Here is a 22,054-nt window from a genome sequence, read left to right as displayed (position 1 = left end):
CTACGGGGTTGGCACTTCTTGTAGAATAACCTGTAAGGCTTGGTCAGCGGTTACGCCATCCGCTTCGGCTTGGTAGCTTAAAATAATGCGGTGACGTAAAACGTGCGCGAAGACAGCTTGAATATCATCTGGCGTGACAAAGTCGCGCCCGGCTAACCAGGCCTTCGCACGGGCGCATCGATCAAGCGCAATCGTTGCGCGCGGACTCGCACCGTAACTTAACCATCGAGCCAAGTCATTCGAATAATGTTCGGCTTGTCGTGTAGCAATCACCAGTTGCACGAGGTAATTTTCGACATTTTCGTCCATAAAGATTTCTAATACTTCTTTGCGCGCTGCGAAGATATCTTGTTGGCTTAACGGGGCGGGCATCGCCACGTCGCCATGTAATTCTTCGCCGCGGGTCAAACGCAAAATATCCAGCTCGGTTTCGGCCGCAGGATAATCGAGATTGAGTTGCATAAGAAAACGGTCAAGCTGTGCTTCTGGGAGAGGATAGGTACCTTCCTGCTCCAACGGATTTTGTGTTGCCAAAACCATAAATAAGCCGGGTAGGGGATAGGTTGTTTGCCCCACCGTAATTTGGCGCTCCGCCATGGCTTCAAGTAACGCGGATTGGACCTTTGCGGGAGCGCGGTTGATTTCATCGGCCAAGATCACATTGTGAAACAACGGGCCCTTTTGAAAGACAAACTCGCCAGTTTCTGGCCGATAGATGTCGGTACCGGTCAAATCTGCAGGCAACAGATCCGGGGTGAATTGAATACGATGAAAGTCTCCTTCAATCCCTTTGGCTAAGGCGTTCACGGCGCGTGTTTTGGCGAGACCAGGTGGACCCTCGACCAAGAGGTGACCGTCGGCAAGGACGGCAATCAGCAAGCTTTCGGTGAACTCTGGTTGCCCGAGCACTTGGCTGTCTAAGTAATTTCGCAGGCTTTGAAACTGTTCTGCGGCCATGTTAACCCCTAATGTGATAGCTGTGTCTATACTCTAGTATGTACTTTACCTAAAACAAGAGTTTAATTCTTGGGATGAAACCGCTAGAATTTGTAATAAATCGTGAGGTCTGACCAGATCAGAAATCCGCCAATTTACCGAACAGAGGTAGTGAATTATGACGTCACGTCAGCAACTGACTACGCCACAGGGGGATCGCATAGCGGTGGTCGCTGGGCTCCGCACTCCATTTGCCAAGCAAGCAAGCTATTATCACGGTATACCAGCGCTTGATTTAGGTAAGATGGTTGTGCAAGAAATGCTCAACCGCTATGGCTTAGATGGCAAAGAAGTTGAACAATTGGTTTTTGGCCAAGTCGTGCAAATGCCGTCGGCACCGAATATCGCTCGTGAAATCGTGCTCGGTACCAGTTTGCCGGTTAACACCGATGCCTATAGCGTATCCCGTGCCTGTGCTACCAGCTTTCAGGCAACCGTAAACGTGCTTGAAACCATGGTCGCTGGCAACATTAGTGTCGGTATCGCTGGCGGCGCAGATTCCTCTTCGGTGTTACCGATAGGCGTTTCGCGCAAGTTGGCGCATGCGTTGGTTGATTTAAATAAAGCGCGTAGCTTAGGTCAGCGACTGAGTGTTTTAAAGCGTCTGAGTTTCAAAGATTTACTCCCAGTACCGCCGGCGATTGCGGAATATAGTACTGGTCTGACGATGGGCGACACAGCCGAGCAAATGGCGAAGACTCATGGTATCAACCGCGCCGATCAAGATGCCCTAGCGCATCGTTCACACACGCTTGCTCATGAAGCATGGGAAGCAGGTAAGCTCGACGCTGAGGTCATGACTGCCTTTGCGGAACCGTATAAAGACTTTTTACGCCGTGACAACACGATTCGCAGTGATAGTCAGCTCGACAGCTATGCGAAATTGCGGCCTGTGTTTGATCGTAAACACGGTTCGGTGACAGCAGCGAATAGCACGCCACTTACTGACGGTGCGGCAGCGGTGCTGTTGATGACTGAAAGCAAGGCGAAGGCCTTAGGTTATGAGATTTTGGGCTACATCAAGAGTTATGCGTTTAGCGCCATCGGTGTCGAGAAAGACATGCTAATGGGGCCTTCATTCGCCACGCCAATAGCATTGGACCGTGCTGGTATGAAGCTAAGCGACCTTGATTTAATCGACATGCATGAAGCCTTTGCGGCACAAACATTGGCGAACGTAAAAATGTTTGGCAGTAAAAAGTTCGCGGCGGAAAAACTCGGACGCAGCGAAGCCATTGGTGAGATTGATATGGATAAATTTAATGTGCTGGGCGGTTCGATTGCGTACGGCCATCCATTTGCTGCAACCGGCGCGCGCATGATCACACAAACCTTGCGTGAACTTAAACGTCGTGGTGGCGGTACCGCGTTGACCACCGCTTGTGCTGCCGGTGGGCTTGGCTCAGCAATGATTTTGGAGAGTAACTAATGACTGATACGAAACGCGCATTTACTTTAGAAACGCGTGACGATGGCGTCGCGGTTATTCACATCGATGTGCCTGGCGAATCAATGAATACCTTGAAAGCGAGCTTCGCTGAAGAGGTAAGTGAGGTACTGGGCAAACTTGAGCAACTGAGTACGCTCAAAGGTATCGTGGTTATTAGTGATAAGCCGGGTTCATTTGTCGCTGGTGCTGATATCAGTATGATTGATGATTGCGAAAATGCTGCTGACGCGGAAAGTCTTGCGCGCCAAGGGCAAGCGATGTTTGATCGCATCGAGCAATTGTCGGTACCTGTTGTCGCAGCGATTGACGGTGCTTGTTTAGGCGGTGGTTTAGAGTTGGCACTCGCCTGCCATTACCGCGTTTGTACGGATAATGACAAAACTTCGTTAGGCTTACCTGAAGTGCAATTAGGCTTGCTGCCGGGCTCCGGTGGTACTCAGCGCTTGCCACGTCTGATTGGCATTCAAAAAGCACTGCCGTTGATTTTGGCCGGCAAGCAGCTGCGGCCTAAGCAAGCTAAAAAGCTGGGTATTGTTGATGATGTTGTGCCAAGTAGTATTTTGCTTGAAGCGGCCGTTGAGAAGGCGCTAAAGAGCAAAGCAAAAGTACAACGAGTGCACCACAGCTTACTCAATAAAGGCCTTGAAGGCACTCGTTTTGGTCGTGGCATCATTTTCAAGAAAGCGCGCGAGCAGGCGCAGGCAAAGGCTAAAGGTAATTATCCGGCGATCGATGCCATCATTGATACGATTTCCTATGGCGCTGACCATGGCTTCCAAGAGGGGCTTCAGTACGAAGCGCGCCAATTTGGCATGCTCGCGATGACACCAGAATCGAAGCAATTACGCGGTATTTTCTTTGCGACAACGGCGATGAAAAAAGAAACGGGTGCTGGTGATACTAAACCCGGCTCGGTAAGCCGCGTTGGCGTATTGGGCGGCGGTCTCATGGGCGGTGGAATTGCCTATGTAACAGCAGCAAAAGCCGAGATTCCTGTGCGCATTAAAGATATTGCTGAACAGGGCATTGTGCATGCAATGAAGTACAGCTATGACCTGCTAAACAAGAAAGTTAAACGTAAGCATATGCGCCGTGCTGAATTAGAAAAGACCATGCTACGACTCAGCGGTACCCTCGATTACTCTGGGTTCGAGCGCACCGATCTGGTAATCGAGGCGGTCTTTGAAGATCTTGAGCTGAAGCAAAAGATGGTCGCTGATATTGAGGAACATGCGCAAGAGCATACGATTTTCGCGACCAATACATCGAGCTTACCGATTACGCAAATCGCCGCAAAAGCCAAGCGTCCCGAGAATGTGATTGGGTTGCATTACTTTTCGCCAGTAGACAAAATGCCGTTGGCGGAAATTATCACTCATACGAAGACCTCCGATGCGACCATTGCAACGACCGTGGCGCTAGCGAAAAAGCAAGGCAAAACGCCGATCGTGGTAAAGGATGGCGCAGGCTTTTACGTTAATCGTATTCTTGCCCCTTACATGAATGAAGCGGCACGTCTGGTCCTCGGTGGCGAACCTATTGAAGCGGTTGATAAAGCCTTGGTTAAATTTGGCTTCCCAGTTGGTCCGATGAAATTAATGGACGAAGTCGGCATCGACGTTGCGGCGAAAGTTGCGCCAATTATGGCCAACGAGCTTGGCGATCGCTTTCGCGCACCAGATGCGTTTGGAAAGCTGTTAGATGACGAGCGCAAAGGCAAGAAGAACAAAAAGGGCTTTTATGCGTATAGCGGTAAAAAGCCTGGCAAGGAAGTCGATAGCAGCGTATACAACCTGCTCGGAGTTCAGCCAAATGCGCAGCTTAGTGGTAATGAAATAGCACGTCGCACGGTGTTTTTAATGCTGAATGAAGCCGCCTATTGCTTAGCCGAAGGGATCATCCGTAGTCCGCGAGATGGCGATATAGGCGCGATTTTTGGTATTGGTTTTCCACCATTTCGTGGCGGCCCATTCCGCTACATCGATAGCCTAGGCTGCGCTGAAGTTGTCGGCCAACTGCGCGGCTATGCTAAAGCACATGGCGAACGTTATGAGCCAGCACCGTTGTTGGTCGAAATGGCAAATGAAGGCCGTTCGTTTTATAATGACGATGACTAATACGAAGTAGGTGGCTATGCAGGCAGTTTCGGCTGACTTCATAGCCATTATTTAGGAGGTTGTTTTGTTGATCGCGCTGTGTTGTTTGTTGTCTGCGCTACTTGTTTATATTCAAGCTTTACGCAATGCCATGGGGGCTAAACGCTGGGGGTTCGCGGCGTTGATGCTTGGCCCGGTTGTTCTACCGTTATTTATCTCACACAAACGTATGACCTTGTTGCGCGCGTTGGGTCGCGACAATGTGCTTTGGCAGCCGCATTAAGGACTGTTTTTTAGCGTCGCAAGGGTGGTGCTAATATGGGCCAGAAAGTTCTCGCTGCGCAGCGGTTCGGCAAAGAGGAAGCCTTGCGCAAACTCACACTGTAAGTTGCTCAAGGTCGCTGCTTGTTCTAAGTTCACGACTCCCTCAGCAACCACATCAAGACCTAAATTGTGCGCCATGGCGACAATCGATGCGACCATGTTGCGGTCACGTTCAGCGCCATTGATGTCGTCGATGAAGGCCTTGTCGATCTTCAATGTTTGAATCGGGAAGCGCTTCAAATAAGCGAGTGATGAATAGCCAGTACCAAAATCATCGAGCGCTAGGTGAATGCCAAGGTTATTCAGCTCGGTCATGATTTCAATCGCGCGTTCGGGATCGTCCATAACCACGCCCTCTGTAATCTCTAGCTCTAAATAACTTGGATGAAGCTTTTCTTCTTGCAAAATAACCATGATGCGTTCGGCTAGATCGGGCTGCAAAAACTGCTTCGCTGACAGGTTGACGGCCACGCGGCCCTGCACGGCACCCGCTTCAACCCACTCGCGCATATCGCGGCAGGTTTGCCGTAACACGCGTTCACCGACATCGATAATAAGTCCAGTTTCTTCGGCGAGTGGAATGAACTCGGCGGGACTGACGACGCCGACGTCCGGTATCTCAAGCCGTACCAGTGCTTCCAAGCCGACAAACTTATTTGTGCGTAATGAAACCTTGGGCTGGTAGTGCACCTGCAAATAATTATTCCGTAGAGCGTGCCGTAATTGGTTTTCAACTTGCAACCGTCGCACGGCATTTTTGTTCATCGACTCATTAAAGAATTGGTACGTAGCACCACCACGATTTTTCGCATGATACATTGCCGTATCAGCATTCTGCAGTAGCTCTTGCGAGGATTGTCCGTCGTTCGGGTAAACAACAATACCTATCGAACTACTGACCACGATGTCATGGTCGCTAATATGAAATGGTTGCGAGAGACACTCTAAAATACGTTTAGCGGCGGAGGTGATCACCCGTACGTCAGTCGTATCCTCAAGCATCAAAACGAATTCGTCGCCACCGAGTCGATAAAAGGTGTCTTGTGGGCGGCCCACTTCACCAACACGCTCGGCAACATGCATGAGTAAGTGATCACCGACTTCATGCCCAAGTGAGTCATTGATTTTCTTAAAGTCGTCCAAGTCGAATAACAGCAGGGCATGCATAATACGCTTGCGTACTAAGTTTGAATGGCTGACTTGGAAGTAAGAGCGATTCGGTAGGCCCGTTAGGGTGTCGGTATTCGAAAGACGACGGAGTTCCCGTTCAGCGTTTTTACGATCGGTGATATCTGAGAAGGTAGCGACGTAATACGAAATTTCTTTACTCTCGTCACGGATGGCATCAAGGGTAAGCTCCATTTGATAAACGGTGCCATCCTTACGCAAATCCTCTAGCTCGCCATGCCAAGTTCCTTGCTGTTGCACTATTTGCTTGATCTGTTCAAGGTGATCTGGACTGTACAAACTAAAGCGCAGTGAACGGCCAATCATATCGTCGCGACGATAGCCAGTGATCCGTGAAAAGGACTGGTTGGTTTCCACCACATTAAATTGCGCGTCATAGATACAGACGCCATCGGAAATGTTAGTGATCGAGGCAGCCAACATCTTTAAGCGCTCTTCAGCGGTGACCAGTGGCGTTATATCTTTTAAGGTCCCGGTCATTCGGCGCGGGCGCTGTTGCTCATCGTAGGTAACAATCTTGCCGCGATCGAGAACCCACATCCAGCCTTTGTGTGAGGCTACACGATAGGTTTGTTCATAGTGGTCGGTTTTACCTTCAAGATAATTGCGCAGCGTCCAACGGACTTTGGCAAGATCCGCAGGATGGATATTTGATTTGCCGGTGTCATCACCAAAGCGAATTCCATCCTCTGGGAAGTTCTTTAACTGACGCCATGTGTTATGGCGATGTAACTCATCGGTGTCGATATGCCAATCCCAAAGTTGGTCGCCACTGCCCCACAAACTCAGCTTTAAGCGTTCCTCACTGTCGCGCAGGAGGTGAATGGCTTGTCGCCGCGTGCTAATAATGGCACCAACGCCGACGAGAATGCCGATGAGCAACGCCGCGTATAAAGCTATCGCCCATGGCGACAACCAAAGTGGGGCCGCAACATCAAGCTCGATGGTGCGTGTACCGAACCAATAGCTACCGTTTGGTGAGGCCTCTACACGAAACGTATAATTGCCGAAATCAAGATTGGTGTACGTTGCACGACGATAGTCCGCATCGGTATAAATCCAATTTGCGTCAAACCCGTCCAGTTTATAACGGTATTGAAGCTTTTGAGCACTTGGCGCATAAGGTGCGCCAAATTCAATGGTGAGCGGTTCTTGCAAGCGCGGAACATGCAGTTGTGTCGCATTGTAAAGTTGCGCGAGATTGCGTTCGTCAAGGGTATCGGCACTTATGGGCTTATTGGCAACACGTAAGGTAATCAGCTCCACACGCCAGTCATTACCCGAGCCAACTTGAGCGTATGCTGACGGGGTTAGACTAGTGAGCGAAAATGCACTAGTTAGCAACAGTAAAAAAGCGACAGCTATGCGGCCCAGAACTATTTTGTTTTGGGTGCAAGCCGACCACCACTTTCTCAATTGTGTATCAAAGCGCACGTGTCATCCCATTGTTGGGTTGTGTTTCGCCACAACTCTTATTTTTGTTATACCGCTCAAGTTACCCAATAATCTCGAGGCTGTCAAAGTTCTTTAGGAGTTGCCGTAATATAGCCGTGATGCCCCGTTGTAGCTAGGATTTCGGCTAATTGCTTGATGAAAAACAAAGTTGTATTCGATTCAAGCTCTAGGGCCATTTGTTCAAGGCGGTCAAAACTTACATCAGCTGGCGAAATAGTGCTCCATAAACGCTGACTACGTAAGCGTAAATTGGTATCTGGTTCACGTAACTTACGAATGAGGTATCCCTTCACTTGCTCGAGTTCATCGTGAATACGATCATCGAATTGACTTAAAAAATGCTGCCTAAATTCGTCAAGTGCGTCGCATAAGTGCTCTGCTTGCTGGTTACTCGATTGCACATACATGAGTAGATGAGGGCGCTGCTCTATCGGCATATAGGTGCTGCCCACCAGATAACCGAGTTGTTGACGCGTGCGAAGTTCATTAAACAAGTGCGGCTGAATAAACTGATTGAGCAACAACATATTGGTTTGTTGCAGGACGCTGGTGTCAGGGCCTTGGATAACCAGCATTGCCGCATGATCAGAGTGGTGCGTTTCAAGTTGGCCACGAGCGTCGAGTTTCCCAGCGTGCTTAAGTTGTTCGAGGTCGCGTGTGGCTGGCATGTTGGCTTGCAAGTCAGCTTGCATCGAAAAGCTTTGTGACGCACAGTCAGTCAAGGGCTTAAGTACGTTCGGGGTCAGATCGCCGTGGGCAAATAGCTTTAATTCAACCGCTGCAAATAATTGCTCATGCCAAGCATCGAAGCTTGCGCGGGTAATAGTGTCGAGGGCCTCTGCAAGATCGCTAAGTGCATACATATGAGGTTGTAGTAAAACATTTAAGCGAGCAAACAACAGATTTAGAGGTTTGTTCGCAAGCGCTGACTGCCAATTGACACATAGTTTTTGTTTGATATCGGCGAAGCGCGAGTCACTGAAAGACGTCGAACGCATGCGCTGCAGAAGATCTTTGCTGAGCTCTACGATACCTTGCGAGTAACCACTTATGTGTAAAGTGATGCCATAGTGCTGTGGGTAAATATTAAAATGTAGGCCCGCAATTTCGGCATCGTAACAATCTTCATTAAGGCGATCGATCATCAGTTCACACCAGAGGCGGGCGCTGGCGTAATGACGCGCACTCGCCGTAACATTTGGCAACGTAAATTGACAATAAATGTGCGCTTTGGGTGCTCTAAAATCAGGATCTTGTAAATGCCACAACGTGAGGCCTTCCGCTAGCTGATAACATTGTGGTTGCCGTGAAATCGGCTCTTCCAGCGGCAACGGTGAGCTTAACGGGTGGAGGTAAGGATTGGGCGCCGGCAATTGAATGCTTTTTGTTTGTGCATTCCGCCACTTGTCCTTCTGCTCTTCGGTGAACGGACGTAGTTGATAGTCAGTACCATAAATCGGTTCATGCTGATCGACTTCGACCTCTCGGTGAATCAGCGTTGCACGCAAATTGTCCACGTGCATAAGATTCAGTAATTCGCGAGCTTTAGTGGTATTGAGCTGGTCCATGCGATAGTCGCCAAAGATCAAGTCATGCGGCTCATAATGATGCATATTGATAGCAAGTTGTGGCGCAAGGTCGGCCGTCCGAGCTGGCTCTTGAAAACGAAATGCGTTAGCAATAGCGACTTGTCGCTCACGGTAACGCCAATCTTCAAGCCCCTCGTTCTTAATTCGTTCAACAGCTCCTAGCACTGCCATAATAATTTGATCGGTTTTAGCTAGCCCCTCCGCAGTGAGTTGCATGTTGAGGTTAAAGTCTTTGAAGTTACTACCACTAATACCGCCACCGGCAGCTAAGCTATTAATTAAATTTGCGTGATGCAGTTCAGCGTAGAGGCTGCCAGGTCCTTCGTAACCTAATAAGTGAGCGATGAAACTTGTGGTTTTGTAGGGGTAGTCGTCGTCGATGCTAGGTAGTGCGAAAGCAAGTATTAAACGGCGAGCGTCTTTTAATGGACGAACATTGAGTTGCACCGCACGCTGCTCAGGTAAATAAAGAGCTGCTTGTTCTGGGCTAGCAGAAGGCCCATTGCCGACGATGGCGCTAAAGTGCTGGTGCGCCAATTGTTCTAGCTCGTCCAGTGATTGCGGGCCCGCCAACACAAGTGTCATACGATTGGCTCGGTACCAGGTCGCGAAAAACTCACGCATGCGATGGTCTAGGCCGGTGGTGTCACCGTTTTCTGTAAGTGTCGCGAAATTCCCTACGGAAAACTTTGAAAAGGGATGCGCAGGATTGGCGGTTGCCTTGTGGACTTGATACAACCGTCGTAACTCGTCTTTGCGTTTCATCTGAAACTCAGACTCTATCGCATTAACTTCTTTGGCAATCCATTCAGGGTTGAATGTCGGCTCGTAAAAAAAGCGCGAGAATCGGTCGAGAGCAGCGGCGAAGCTTGTGGCGTCCACACTGCAATAGTAACTACTGTACTCAGTTCCCGTCCACGCATTGTGGTGACCGCCGTGTTGATGAGTAAAGTCTTGGTAAGCAGTGGCTTCGGGGTATTTGTGGGTTCCCAAAAACAGCATGTGCTCGAGGAAGTGAGCAAGTCCTTGGGTGTCATTGGGATCTTGGAAGTGACCGGCAGCGACCGCTACAGCGGCTGTGCTCTGTTGTGCATCAGGATCGTGTACGAGCGCACAGCGCAAGCCATTAGGTAAGCGAACCATCGCATAGTGGCGATGGTCAGTCGGGCTTTTAATAATGTCAGTGAAGCGCTCGAGGCTGTTGCTCGGTTCCATACACTCCCCATTCGGTGCTTAAAATTACGGAAGTGCGCTGGCAACAGCCTGTTTATTGATCCAGCGGCGTGTCAAAATTCTTTGGACGATCAAAATCACCAGCATAGTCTGTGAGTTTATTATCAACGAAAGTGAGCGTCACTGTTCGACGATAATCATCACCACTGCCAGAATCCATGTTGAATACATAGTACCAAGTGTCGTCGGCAAATACATTTTCGGCGACCGGTGCGCCAAGAACATAATTCACTTGTTCTTTGCTCATACCGATGCGCAGTTGGTCAACATCGCGTTGCTCCAAATAGTTACCTTGTGGGACGTCAATCCGATGTACTAGACCATCAAATACGGAGCAACCACTCAGTGCGATCACTAGGCTTGCCAACAATAATTTCTTCATAAAATAGACTTTACTTCTCGTTTATGGAGTTCAATAGTTCTGATGATAAACAAAGCAAGGCTGAATAACTAGCCTTGCAGAGTTTAGATTGACCTATTTATTGCGGAAACGTTCATTTAGCTAGCATTTGCCAATAATTCTTTGGCATTCGCTTTGGTGGTATCGGTAATGCGATCTCCCCCAAGTAACCGTGCTAGCTCGATCACACGGTTGTCGTGATCAAGGGCGGTCATTTGGGTTTCAGTATGCTCACCGTCGGTCGTTTTATCTACCCGTAATTGTTGGTGAGCTAGGGCGGCAACCTGCGGTAAATGTGTCACGCAAATCACCTGATTTTGCTTGCCAAGTTGGCGCAATAATTTACCAACTGTAGCGGCAGTAGCACCACTTACACCAACGTCAACTTCATCAAACATTAGTGTCGGAGTTGTCATTTGTGCGGCGGCAATCACCTGTACCGCAAGACTGATACGCGAAAGCTCACCGCCGGACGCGACCCGAGCCAATGACTGCAGCGGTTGGCCTGGGTTGGTGGTAACTTGGAATTGCACATTATCGGTGCCAACACGTGTTGCTGGTGCATCGGCTTGATGCTCCACTGCAATAACGAAGCGCCCATGCGGCATATTTAATTCACGCATGGATTGTGAAATTTGTTCACCTAACTCTTTTGCCGCGTGTTGGCGCTGTGCCGATAGCTTTGCAGCACATGATCGATAATGTTGTGCGGCAACTTGAACGGCTTCATCAGAGTTAGCCAGCGCATCCGCGGCGGCGTCGAGCTCTGCTAATTCAGCTTTCAATTGCGCATGTAAACTTGGCAACGCCGTTGGTTCAAGTTGATGCTTGCGCGCTAATTGCACAGCTTGGGTGACACGTTTCTCGGCGTTTGCTAAAGCATCCTGGTCGAGCTCGATAGCGTCACTGTAATGACGTAATTCACGGGCTGCTTCTTCGATTTGGACACTGGCTTCAGTCAGCATTTTAACTGCGGGCTCGAGTGTTGGATCATTGTCGAGTTGCTGTTCCAAGCGTTGTACGGCAGCCTGAACTAACCCATAGGCATTATTATGCTCACCTTCGAAGAGGGCATTGACCGCAAATTGGCTGTCTTCTTGTAAAGCAGAACTGTTACTCAATTTCTTATGCAGTTGTTCGAGCTCTTCGTATTCACCTTCTTGCAGTGCGAATTGATCCAGCTCTTCCACTTGATAACGGATCAGTTGTGATCGTGCTTGACGCTCTTCCTGTTGTTGTATCGCTTGTTTTTGTTTTTTTCGCAAATCGTACCATTGGCGATAAGCCGAGCTAACATCGTTAAGCAGGTCATCATGGCGTGCGTACGCATCAAGTAATTCAAGCTGGTGTTCCGGTTTGGTGAGCAATTGGTGTTCGTGTTGACCGTGAATGTTCACTAACAGCGGCGCTAGTTGCTTCAATTGTGTGACGTTCACAGGGCAACCATTGATCCACGCTTTAGAACGCCCTTCGCGGGTTATGACACGACGCAGAACACAGTGTTCAGGTTCATCTTCGTCGAGCAACTCTTGTGCCGTTAACCATTCATGTGCGGGGCCTGACGGGATTAGTTGAAAACTTGCGATGACTTCCGCTTTCTCTGCACTAGGGCGAATGGCATCACTATCGGCACGGTCGCCCAAGCAAAGCCCGAGAGCGTCGAGAGCAATTGATTTTCCTGCGCCGGTTTCACCGGTAATGGCGGTCATACCTTGTTTAAAGTCAACGTCGAGTTGCCGAACGACGGCAAAATTGCGAACGTGTAGATGCACCAACATAAAAAAGCTCCTTACGCATAACGTGCTACAACTACTGTGTTTACATACAGTAGTTATACAGTATTTATACAGTAATGCAAGTCAGAGCTTAAAAGAGTCGGCTACCCCAACCGAGTTTATTTCGTAACACTTTGAAGTAGCTGTGATCTTTAGGGTGTAATAGCGTCAAAGTATAGGCGTATTTGTGGATCAACACTTCGTCGTTGGGGAGTACTTCCATGCGCATATGGCCGTCACAACTTAACTGCAAATTACCATTATCCGGTGAAGGTTTGAGGTGTAAGGTACAGTTCGCACCGACCACGATGGGGCGACTACTTAAGGTATGTGGGAACATAGGAACTAAACTAATCGCGTCTAATCCCGGGGTTAAAATTGGTCCGCCACCGGATAACGAATACGCAGTGGAGCCGGTAGGCGTGCTTACGATTAATCCATCAGAACGCTGGCTATAAACGAAGTCACTGTCGACATAAACTTCAAACTCGATCATGTGGGCGACTTTGTCAGAATGCAGCACGACCTCGTTGATCGCACGACCAACATTATGGCGATGACCATTACGGATGACTTCGGCTTGTAATAGGAAGCGTTCTTCAGTGATAAAGTCACCCGCTAATACCGCACGAAGTTGCTGCATGACATGGTCGGGGTCAAGATCGGTAAGAAAACCGAGGTTGCCGCGGTTAACGCCGACCACGGCGACGTTATGCTCGCAAAGAATGCGTGCCGCGCCGAGCATGTTGCCGTCACCTCCCACGACCACTGCTAAGTCTGCGGCTTCACCCAGTTGCTCGAGGGGAAGGGTCGCTCGTTCACGCCGATCGAGCTGTTGCGCAGTGCGCTCTTCAATGATGACATCCAAACCAAGGGATCCCAACTCTTGCTCTAAGGTAAGGAGCGTGGCGCGGGTCGCTTCATGATTGACCTTACCGAGTAGAGCAATGCGTTGAAAGGCTAGCGCCTGTGGATTTGCCATAAAACTTCCCTCGATTTTTATGCAAAATACCTTGAATCAAAAAATCGTGCCCCCATAACAGAGCACAAGCTTAGTTATATCACATTGAAAGAGTAACGAAACATGACCCAACACGATTCTGCGAAGGAAAATGAACAAAAAGTTGCAGTTGATGAGCACGAGCCAGAAACTGTAGAGCAGACAGAAAGCGAGACGCAAGACAGCGGTGAAGAGCAAGTACTGTCAACCGTAGCAGACGAACGTATTGCTGAGCTGGAGCTTGCACTCAGTCAAGCGGAGCAGCGGGCGGAAGAATCGAAAGATCGTGCCGTACGAGCTGTCGCCGAAATGGAAAATGTGCGTCGTCGCGCTGCGCAAGATGTTGAGAAGGCGCATAAATTTGCTCTGGAGAAGTTTGCCAATGAATTGTTGACTACGGTCGACAATCTCGAACGCGCGCTAGCGATCGCAGACCAAGAAGAAAGCATTAATGCCAACTTTCTGGAGGGTATTGAGCTTACGCACAAGAGCCTGCTGAGCACGCTAACTAAATTTGGTGTTGAAGCGGTTGGCGAAGAAGGAGAAACTTTTAATCCAGATTTGCATCAAGCGATGTCAATGCAAGCTGCTGAAGGCAAAGAGAACAATACTATTTTGGCGGTGATGCAAAAAGGCTACACATTGAGCGGACGTTTATTACGTCCAGCGATGGTAATGGTGGTAAAAAACTGACACAGGTTTGAAACAAAGAAGCCAGTCTAGGGGCGTCCTGAGCAACATTTTTAGGTTGTAATGTTGTTCTTATGGTTTATTATCAAGCGTTAGGGGGAGGAAAAGCCTGCGCTTTCGAGTTCCTCTTAGATGATAATCATCATAAAAACAATAAAGGATGTCCTATGACTACATTCCTCGAAGAGTTGAAGCTGAGTCGCTTGGCTATCGCTATGGGTTGCGTGTTCGCCGCAACAAGCCCTGTAGCCTTAGCGCAAGATACCGGTTCAGACGAAGATAATGACAATGCGGTAACTGAAGAACCGCAAGAGAAAATCCAAGTTTTGGGTTCTCGCATCCGCACTGATGGCCTCGACCAGGCCGCTCCTGTTGAAATCATTAATGCCAGCGACGCCGTTGACCAAGGTCTTGTCACGCTTGGTGATTTATTGCGTACTTCTACCGTTGCTGCGGGTTCAAACCAAATCACAGCGGCGACTTCAACTGCCTTTGTCACCGAAGGTGGTACGGGTACTGAAACCTTCTCGCTGCGTGGTTTAGGCGCGAACCGTACGTTGGTATTGTTGAATGGCCGCCGTATCGGCCCTGCGGGTACTCGTGGTCAGGTTTCTGCGTTCGACTTGAACATCATGCCTTTGTCTGCCGTTGAGCGTGTTGAGATCCTGAAAGATGGTGCTTCTTCACTTTACGGTTCTGACGCTGTTGCTGGTGTTGTAAACATTATCACTAAATCGGGTGATGAAAGTAGCCTCAACCTGAACATGAGTCAGCCGATGGACGACGGCGGTGCTCAGTTCCGCTTAAGCGGTACCATGGGCCGTAGCTTTGACAGCGGCTCATTACGCGTAGTCGGTGACTACCAGCGCACCCAAGAGCTTGCGCGTGGTGACCGTGATGTATTTGCTTGTGGTACCCCTTACTTCTTCGACCCAGATTCAGGTGAGCGTGTCGATGTAGTTGATCCACGTACCAACGAATACCATTGTAATGACTTACTTTGGGGCCATGTTTGGATCTATGACTACTCGGGCGAAGTACCTCCAGGTGCAAAAGCGCAGTATGATTACGATGGTGACTTAGGTCAGTACCTCGACTCGTTTAACGATCGCGCGACCGGTCCTAACTCTATGCGTACCCCAGAAGGCTGGTACCCAGTCGCTTATGACCGTGAATCGTTCGGTGTAACCAATGCCGACCATCCTTTCCAAGACTTAGAAACGCTTTCACCAGAAACTGAAGTTGCGACTGTTTTTGTTGAAGGTGAATACTGGGCGTCAGATACCACAACTTTGTACACCGAAGTGTTGTTAAACCGTCGTAAAACCATCACAAATGGTTATCGTCAGTTCTGGAGCTACCTCTACAACGAAAACTTCTTCTCTGGTGATACGCGTAGCGAAGGCTGGACAGGTGCGCAGTGGTTAAGCCCAACGCCGATCACGGATCACTCGGGCAGCGAAATTACTGTAGATTATCGTCGTTTTGTTGCCGGTATCGAAGGCTCAATCGGTGATTGGTACTGGGATATCAACTACCAAGACAGTCGCAGTGATGGTGACTATCAGCAGAAAATCATCTACCAAGATGCGATTTTCGATCAGAACTTCCTGACCGGCTCATGTGAAGGTATGGAGCTGTCGGTACGTGGTATTCCTTGTAAAGATGTACCGTGGCTCGATCCGCAATTCTTGGCGGGTAATATCAGCCCAGAAATGCAAGAATTCTTGTTCGGTTCTGAAACCGGTAACACCATTTATAACCAACGCACGTTGGAAGGTATTATTACTGGTGATCTAATGGAACTCCCAGCCGGCTTTGTAGGCATGGCAGCGGGTCTATCGTTCCAGCAAGATAAGATCAATGATACCCCAGGAGAAGTGACACTTCAGGGTAACAGCTGGGGTATGTCATCTGCAGGTATCACACGTGGTAAATCATTCACGCGCGCAGCCTTTGCAGAAGTGCAAATCCCAGTTGTTCGAGACTTGCCATTAATGGAAAGCTTGGATGTTTCGGTTTCAGGTCGTTTCACTGACGTTTCAACCTATGGTAGCGATACTACTTATAAAGCGGGCTTGAACTGGTCAGTGGTTGAAGGTTTCCGTATTCGTGCTTCACGTGGTACATCGTTCCGGTCACCAGCGCTTTACGAATTGTTCCTAAACGACCAGTCAAGCTTCGCAAGCCAGCGTAGTGTTGATCCATGTATTCGTTGGGGTGAGAATCTCGAACAGGGTAATATTTCCGATAATGTTGCGGCAAACTGTGCTGCTGACGGCATCCCGGAAGATTACGCTGGTGGTGCAATTTCAGCCACAGTCGTCACTGGTGGTGGTTTCGGTACGCTTAAAGCTGAAACTTCTACTGCGAACACTGTTGGTTTCGTCTGGACACCAAGCTTCACTGATTTCGCGATGAGTATCGACTACTTCGATATCGAAATCGAAGGTGAAGTAACACTGCTTGGCGCAGGCCAAATCGTTGGTGGTTGTTATTCGTCACAGAACTTCGAATCAGAGCCGCTATGTGATCAGTTCTTCCGTAATGAAACTGACCTGCGCGTTGAAGAAGTTCAAGGTAATTACTTGAACATCGCAAGCCAAGTGAATACTGGTGTCGATTTGCAAATGAGCTATCCGTTCTCTACTGATTTCGCTGAGTTCGAATTGAGTTATGAGCACACGTATCAGATTGAAGCTTCAAGCAAATTACTACCAACCAGTGAGCGCCAAGACCGCGCTGGTCGCTTAGGTCGCCCTGAGCACGTGGGTAACTTCAACTTTGCGATGATGAAAGGTGATTGGACCTATAACTGGACCGCACGTTACATCGGTGAAGCATCGAACCACGAGTGGTATGGTGACGGCGAGTACCGTGATGATGCTACTTATTGGGGTGAGGAGGTTCGTATCGACCTTGCTACTCCATCGGTGATCTATCATGCGTTCTCTGCAACTCGTGACTTTATCGACGAAGGCTTGAGTATCACTGTTGGTGTTGCGAATGCATTCGATAAAGAAGCTCCTCAGATTTCTTCGAGCAGCTACGCGACGCGTGTAGGTAACGCAGCCTTCTACAGTCAGTACGACTGGTTAGGTCGCCGTGCCTTCGTCAACATTGCTTATGACTTTTAATTAGCAGTGTAGACACAAGCACTAAGATAAAATGCCGACTTTTTGTCGGCATTTTCTTTTTTATAGGCCGCGAAAATGGCAAACTCATAGAACGAATAACAACAACAGTGAGCAAACAATGGCGCGTATTGTGACCAAGCCTGATACTCTTAACGAACGTAATCAGGACTTTGACCAACAAGTTCTAACCGTTCCCGTTTTTTTGAATTCAGTGCCGAAATGTGGCACCCATTTAATTCGCAATATCTTTCGGATGTTTGTGCCCGTAAACCAGCAATACCACGATACTTTCATTCAAATTCCGGTTTTGCGGCAGCATGTCGGAGCGTTTAATCCGTTGCAGCCCAAATTAAGTTGGGGGCATTTGCTTTTTTCTGACGAGGCCTGCATCGCGCTTCACAAAGCGCAGCATATTGTGGTGGTCCGTGACCCTTACGACTGGGTTTTAGCGCGCGCACGTTTCTTCTTATCAGATAATTTTCAAGGTAATTTAGAGCATCTCAAGGCTGGGCAAATTAATCTTGAAGAGATTCTCAACATGATGATTTTTGGTATCCACCAAAAAGTGCCGTCATTGGCTGATATTTTCGATAATAACGCAGCAGCATGGTTGGGCACGGGTGTGAAACTGGTGCGCTACGAGGAGTTGCGCGACAACGTCGTCAATCTCGACAGCGATGAAGCAGAGTCGTATTTCCGCGAATTGTTGGCACCGCTTAACTTACGCGAATTTCCAGCGGACTGGCGCGAGCGTATCCGCGTGGGTGCGGATCGCGAGCAAAGCGGGACCTACCGCGATAACTTGAGCAATACAGCATTTTCGATCCCGAATGAGCTACCTGAGCAACAACGTAAACTGGTTGATTATGCAGCTCCGGGCCTCCGAACGTTACTCGGTTACAACGAATAATTACAACGCACTAAGCGGAGTAGGTTATGGAAAAGCGGAAGATTCTTATTGTCGGTGGTGGCTCGGCTGGCTGGATGGCGGCTGCTTATCTCAATGGCGCGTTAAATCGGCGGGGTAATGACCATCGTGTTGATATCGAGCTACTCGAATCACCTGACACACCCCGTATTTCGGTCGGTGAAGCAACGATTCCCTCGATGCGACACTTACTCGCCGCTATTGGTATTGACGAAATGGAATTCATGCGGGTCACCGAAGGTACGTTTAAGCAATCGATCAAATATGTGAACTGGGTTCACAATGACAACAGTTTTTACCACCATCCGTTCAGTAGTCTACGCGCTCAACCTATTGATTACGCCGGTAGTGATTGGCTTCGCTCTGACCGCAGTGTGCCGTTCATGGAAACCTGCTCGATTCAGCCTTTAGTTTGTGAGTGGGGGCGCGCCCCCGTTATGTTTGGTGAATGGCGCATGGGGGCGCGGCTTAATTATGCGTATCAGATGAATGCGCAAAAATTTGCCGATTATCTGCGTGACTTCTCCACCGCTCGAAATGTTGTACATACCATGGCCAATATGGCGGAAGTGAAGAAGCATGCCAATGGCGATATTGCGAGTGTTACCACCGACAAAGGCCAAGAAATCACGGCGGATATTTTTGTCGACTGTACCGGCTTCCGCTCGCTGCTGTTGGAAAAAGAAATGGGCGTTGGCTACGAAGATTTTGGCAAGTACCTGCTTTGCGATCGTGCGGTGACGATGCACGTGCCATATGACACGCATTATCCAGGCATGGTGCGGCCTTATACGACCGCTACAGCGTTGTCGAACGGCTGGATTTGGGATATCCCCATGCAAACCCGTCGTTCGATTGGTTATGTGCATTCCAGTGCCTTCATTGATGAAGAGGCAGCCGAGCGTGAAATGCGCGCCTATCAGGGCGGCAATACCGATGATTTACCGTGCCGTTTTATACCTTTTAAAGCAGGGCGACGTCATCAACAGTGGCAAGGTAATTGTGTCGCTATTGGCTTATCTGGCGGTTTTATTGAGCCACTTGAATCGACCGGACTTTATTTGAGTGATTTAGGTGCGGTGCTACTCGCTGAGCACTTTCCTTGGCGCCGAGAAGATCAAGAAATTCTTGCTGCACGATATAACCGTCTGATGACCAACCGTTATTATGAAATTCTCGATTTTATCAACATGCATTACTGCCTGACGAAGCGCACTGATACCGAGTTTTGGCGTACCGTACAAGAGCGTGAGCACATTACTGATCGCTTGCAAGCTAAGTTTGAGTTTTGGCGGCATAAGCCACCGAGTGCTCATGACTTTCAAGACCAAAATTTCGCTGCGCTTGTTGGGCAAGCCGATGGTGCGCTGCCACCGCTCGGTTCTGGTCTGATGGATGCACGCTCTCCAGTAGATACGGGCGGCTTATGGAATCACGAAAGTTACGAATGCATTTTGTATGGCATGGAATTTTTGCAAGAGGAATGTGATCAATGGTTCGGTGAGCGCCGTCCACCAACCCAAGTCAATCCGGCAATTTTGCAACGTTTGCAAATGGCGCGACAGATGCTACCGCCACATGAACTCTGGCTCCAGCGAGCGTTGGGCATGAAGGACTACCCAACAGCTGCGCGTCCAAAAGGCTGGGTTTAAGAAAAAAATTAACCACAAGGCTTGTAATCCTTTTTCGCAACCCCATAACACTGTCAACCAAAGATAAATTACCTGAGCGGGCATTGAAAAAATTTAGAGATGCCCCATATCAGGAATAACGAAGTATTTTGAATGTTGGAGTTTGGAGACAGTCATGGGCAAAATTATTGGTATTGATTTAGGTACAACGAATTCGTGTGTTGCTGTACTTGATGGCGACAAAGCACGCGTTATCGAAAACGCTGAGGGTGATCGTACAACGCCTTCGGTAGTAGCGTTTACAGACGACGGTGAAACTTTAGTGGGTCAGCCGGCCAAGCGTCAGGCGGTAACCAACCCAAATAAAACCCTATTTGCAATTAAGCGTTTGATTGGTCGTCGTTTTAAAGATGATGAAGTGCAGCGCGACATCGGCATTATGCCTTACAAAATTGTCGAAGCGGACAATGGTGATGCATGGGTTCAGATCAATGACGATAAGAAAGCGCCACCGCAAATTTCTGCTGAAATCTTGAAAAAGATGAAGAAAACTGCGGAGGACTTCCTTGGTGAGAAAGTGACCGAAGCAGTTATTACTGTGCCTGCCTACTTTAACGATGCGCAACGCCAAGCAACCAAAGACGCTGGCCGCATTGCTGGCTTGGAAGTTAAGCGTATTATCAACGAGCCAACCGCAGCTGCACTTGCTTACGGTATGGACAAGAAGAAAGGCGATAACACCATCGCTGTGTATGACTTAGGTGGTGGTACTTTCGATATTTCAATCATCGAAATCGATGAAGTTGAAGGCGAACATACCTTTGAAGTACTTGCTACCAATGGTGACACTCACCTTGGTGGTGAAGACTTTGACAACCGCTTAATCAATTACTTGGTTGAGCAGTTTGAGAAAGACCAAGGTATCGATTTACGCAAAGATCCTTTGGCAATGCAGCGTCTAAAAGAAGCGGCCGAAAAAGCTAAGATCGAATTGTCATCTGCACAGCAAACCGAAGTGAACTTGCCGTATATTACTGCGGACAACACCGGTCCTAAGCACTTGGCGATTAAAGTAACGCGCGCCAAGCTTGAGTCATTGGTTGAAGACTTGATCAGTAAGTCATTGGAACCGGTTAAACAAGCACTTGCAGATGCAGACCTCTCGGTCAGCGATATTCAAGACATTATCATGGTCGGTGGCCAAACGCGGATGCCGAAAGTACAGCAGGCCGTGACCGATTTCTTCGGTAAAGAGCCACGCCGTGACGTGAACCCTGACGAAGCAGTAGCTGTGGGTGCTGCGGTGCAGGCTGGTGTGTTGCAAGGTGACGTGAAAGATGTCTTGTTGCTTGACGTAACGCCATTGTCGCTCGGTATCGAGACCATGGGCGGCGTGATGACCAAACTGATCGAGAAGAATACGACGATTCCTACGAAGCAGTCGCAAACCTTCTCAACTGCTGAAGACAATCAGTCAGCGGTAACTGTTCATGTTATCCAAGGTGAGCGCAAGCGTGCGGCAGACAACAAATCATTAGGTCAATTTAACTTAGAAGGTATTCGCCCAGCCCAACGTGGTGTACCGCAAATCGAAGTAACCTTTGACCTCGATGCTGACGGTATCTTGCATGTGTCTGCGAAAGATAAAGACACAGGTAAAGAACAAAAGATCACCATTAAAGCTTCATCAGGTCTAAGCGACGAAGATGTCGAGAAAATGGTACGTGACGCCGAAGCACACGCTGAGGAAGACCGTAAGTTCGAAGAGATGGTGCAAGTACGCAACCAAGCGGACGGCTTAGTGCATGCGACTCGTAAGCAACTTGAAGAAGTTGGTGACAGCTTAGATAGCGCAGAGAAAGAGAAAATCGAAGCGGCTATCGGTGAGCTAGAAGCAGCTGTGAAGGCGAACGATAAAGAACAAATCGAAGCCAAACAGCAAGCGCTTATTGAGGCGTCGAGCAAGCTCATGGAAGCAGCGCAGCAAAAAGCGCAGCAAGCTGGCGCTGATGCCGATGCTGGCGAGCAACAAGCGAAGCAAGACGACGATGTTGTTGATGCTGAGTTTGAGGAAGTCAAAGACGACGAGAAAAAGTAAGCATACGCCCACCGGGTGTCTGTGATAACAACGCACGGGGGTTGCCAGCAGGTGGCCTCCGTGT

Annotated in this window: 14 protein-coding genes; 8 read left to right on the top strand and 6 right to left on the bottom strand. The window is 48.9% G+C overall.

Going from position 1 to position 22,054, the window contains the following annotated elements:
* Positions 1–957, bottom strand: a complete 957-nt coding sequence (locus CWI70_RS04750) for an AAA family ATPase (RefSeq protein ID WP_126771022.1) — start codon at positions 955–957, stop codon at positions 1–3.
* Between the two features lie 157 nt (positions 958–1,114).
* On the opposite strand from CWI70_RS04750, the gene fadI reads away from it, so the two are divergent.
* From fadI to CWI70_RS04735, 3 genes are all read left to right on the top strand, one after another.
* The gene (gene fadI, locus CWI70_RS04745; protein WP_126771020.1) at positions 1,115–2,425 is read left to right on the top strand and encodes an acetyl-CoA C-acyltransferase FadI; all 1,311 of its coding nucleotides are present in this window, start codon (positions 1,115–1,117) and stop codon (positions 2,423–2,425) included.
* On the top strand, positions 2,425–4,563 hold the full coding sequence (gene fadJ, locus CWI70_RS04740) for a fatty acid oxidation complex subunit alpha FadJ (protein WP_126771018.1): 2,139 nt from the start codon (positions 2,425–2,427) through the stop codon (positions 4,561–4,563). Before fadI ends, fadJ begins: the two co-directional genes overlap by 1 nt.
* Positions 4,564–4,627: 64 nt before the next feature.
* Entirely contained in the window at positions 4,628–4,825 is a 198-nt protein-coding gene (locus CWI70_RS04735; protein WP_126771016.1) for a hypothetical protein, read from the top strand.
* Here CWI70_RS04735 and CWI70_RS04730 read toward each other — a convergent pair.
* From CWI70_RS04730 to nadK, 5 genes are all read right to left on the bottom strand, one after another.
* Positions 4,822–7,320: an EAL domain-containing protein gene (locus CWI70_RS04730; protein WP_198677646.1), complete on the bottom strand. Its 2,499-nt coding sequence runs from the start codon at positions 7,318–7,320 to the stop codon at positions 4,822–4,824. The two genes, CWI70_RS04735 and CWI70_RS04730, sit on opposite strands and share 4 nt — an antisense overlap.
* Positions 7,321–7,571: 251 nt before the next feature.
* Positions 7,572–10,313 carry an insulinase family protein gene (locus CWI70_RS04725; RefSeq protein WP_126771012.1) on the bottom strand — a complete coding sequence of 914 codons (2,742 nt, stop codon included), beginning with the start codon at positions 10,311–10,313 and terminating at the stop codon, positions 7,572–7,574.
* A 52-nt stretch (positions 10,314–10,365) separates the two neighbouring features.
* Positions 10,366–10,713: an outer membrane protein assembly factor BamE gene (locus CWI70_RS04720; RefSeq protein WP_126771010.1), complete on the bottom strand. Its 348-nt coding sequence runs from the start codon at positions 10,711–10,713 to the stop codon at positions 10,366–10,368.
* 116 nt (positions 10,714–10,829) lie between these two features.
* A complete protein-coding gene (gene recN / locus CWI70_RS04715) occupies positions 10,830–12,509 on the bottom strand; it encodes a DNA repair protein RecN (protein WP_126771008.1) in 1,680 nt (559 codons plus the stop codon).
* An 88-nt stretch (positions 12,510–12,597) separates the two neighbouring features.
* The gene (gene nadK / locus CWI70_RS04710; protein ID WP_126771006.1) at positions 12,598–13,488 is read right to left on the bottom strand and encodes an NAD(+) kinase; all 891 of its coding nucleotides are present in this window, start codon (positions 13,486–13,488) and stop codon (positions 12,598–12,600) included.
* A 102-nt stretch (positions 13,489–13,590) separates the two neighbouring features.
* Here nadK and grpE point away from each other — a divergent pair, with 102 nt between their 5' ends.
* From grpE to dnaK, 5 genes are all read left to right on the top strand, one after another.
* Positions 13,591–14,199 carry a nucleotide exchange factor GrpE gene (grpE, locus tag CWI70_RS04705; RefSeq protein ID WP_126771004.1) on the top strand — a complete coding sequence of 203 codons (609 nt, stop codon included), beginning with the start codon at positions 13,591–13,593 and terminating at the stop codon, positions 14,197–14,199.
* 164 nt (positions 14,200–14,363) lie between these two features.
* Positions 14,364–17,333: a TonB-dependent receptor domain-containing protein gene (locus CWI70_RS04700; RefSeq protein ID WP_126771002.1), complete on the top strand. Its 2,970-nt coding sequence runs from the start codon at positions 14,364–14,366 to the stop codon at positions 17,331–17,333.
* A 118-nt stretch (positions 17,334–17,451) separates the two neighbouring features.
* Entirely contained in the window at positions 17,452–18,243 is a 792-nt protein-coding gene (locus tag CWI70_RS04695; RefSeq protein ID WP_126771000.1) for a hypothetical protein, read from the top strand.
* A 26-nt stretch (positions 18,244–18,269) separates the two neighbouring features.
* Positions 18,270–19,913: a tryptophan halogenase family protein gene (locus tag CWI70_RS04690; protein ID WP_126770999.1), complete on the top strand. Its 1,644-nt coding sequence runs from the start codon at positions 18,270–18,272 to the stop codon at positions 19,911–19,913.
* 154 nt (positions 19,914–20,067) lie between these two features.
* Positions 20,068–21,990 (top strand): molecular chaperone DnaK, encoded by a 1,923-nt coding sequence (dnaK, locus tag CWI70_RS04685; protein WP_126770997.1) that lies wholly within the window; start codon positions 20,068–20,070, stop codon positions 21,988–21,990.
* Positions 21,991–22,054: the final 64 nt, after the last annotated feature.

The sequence above is a fragment of the Pseudidiomarina homiensis genome, assembly GCF_003987225.1.
GTDB lineage: Bacteria > Pseudomonadota > Gammaproteobacteria > Enterobacterales > Alteromonadaceae > Pseudidiomarina > Pseudidiomarina homiensis.
This window is presented reverse-complemented; position numbering and strand designations above follow the sequence as displayed.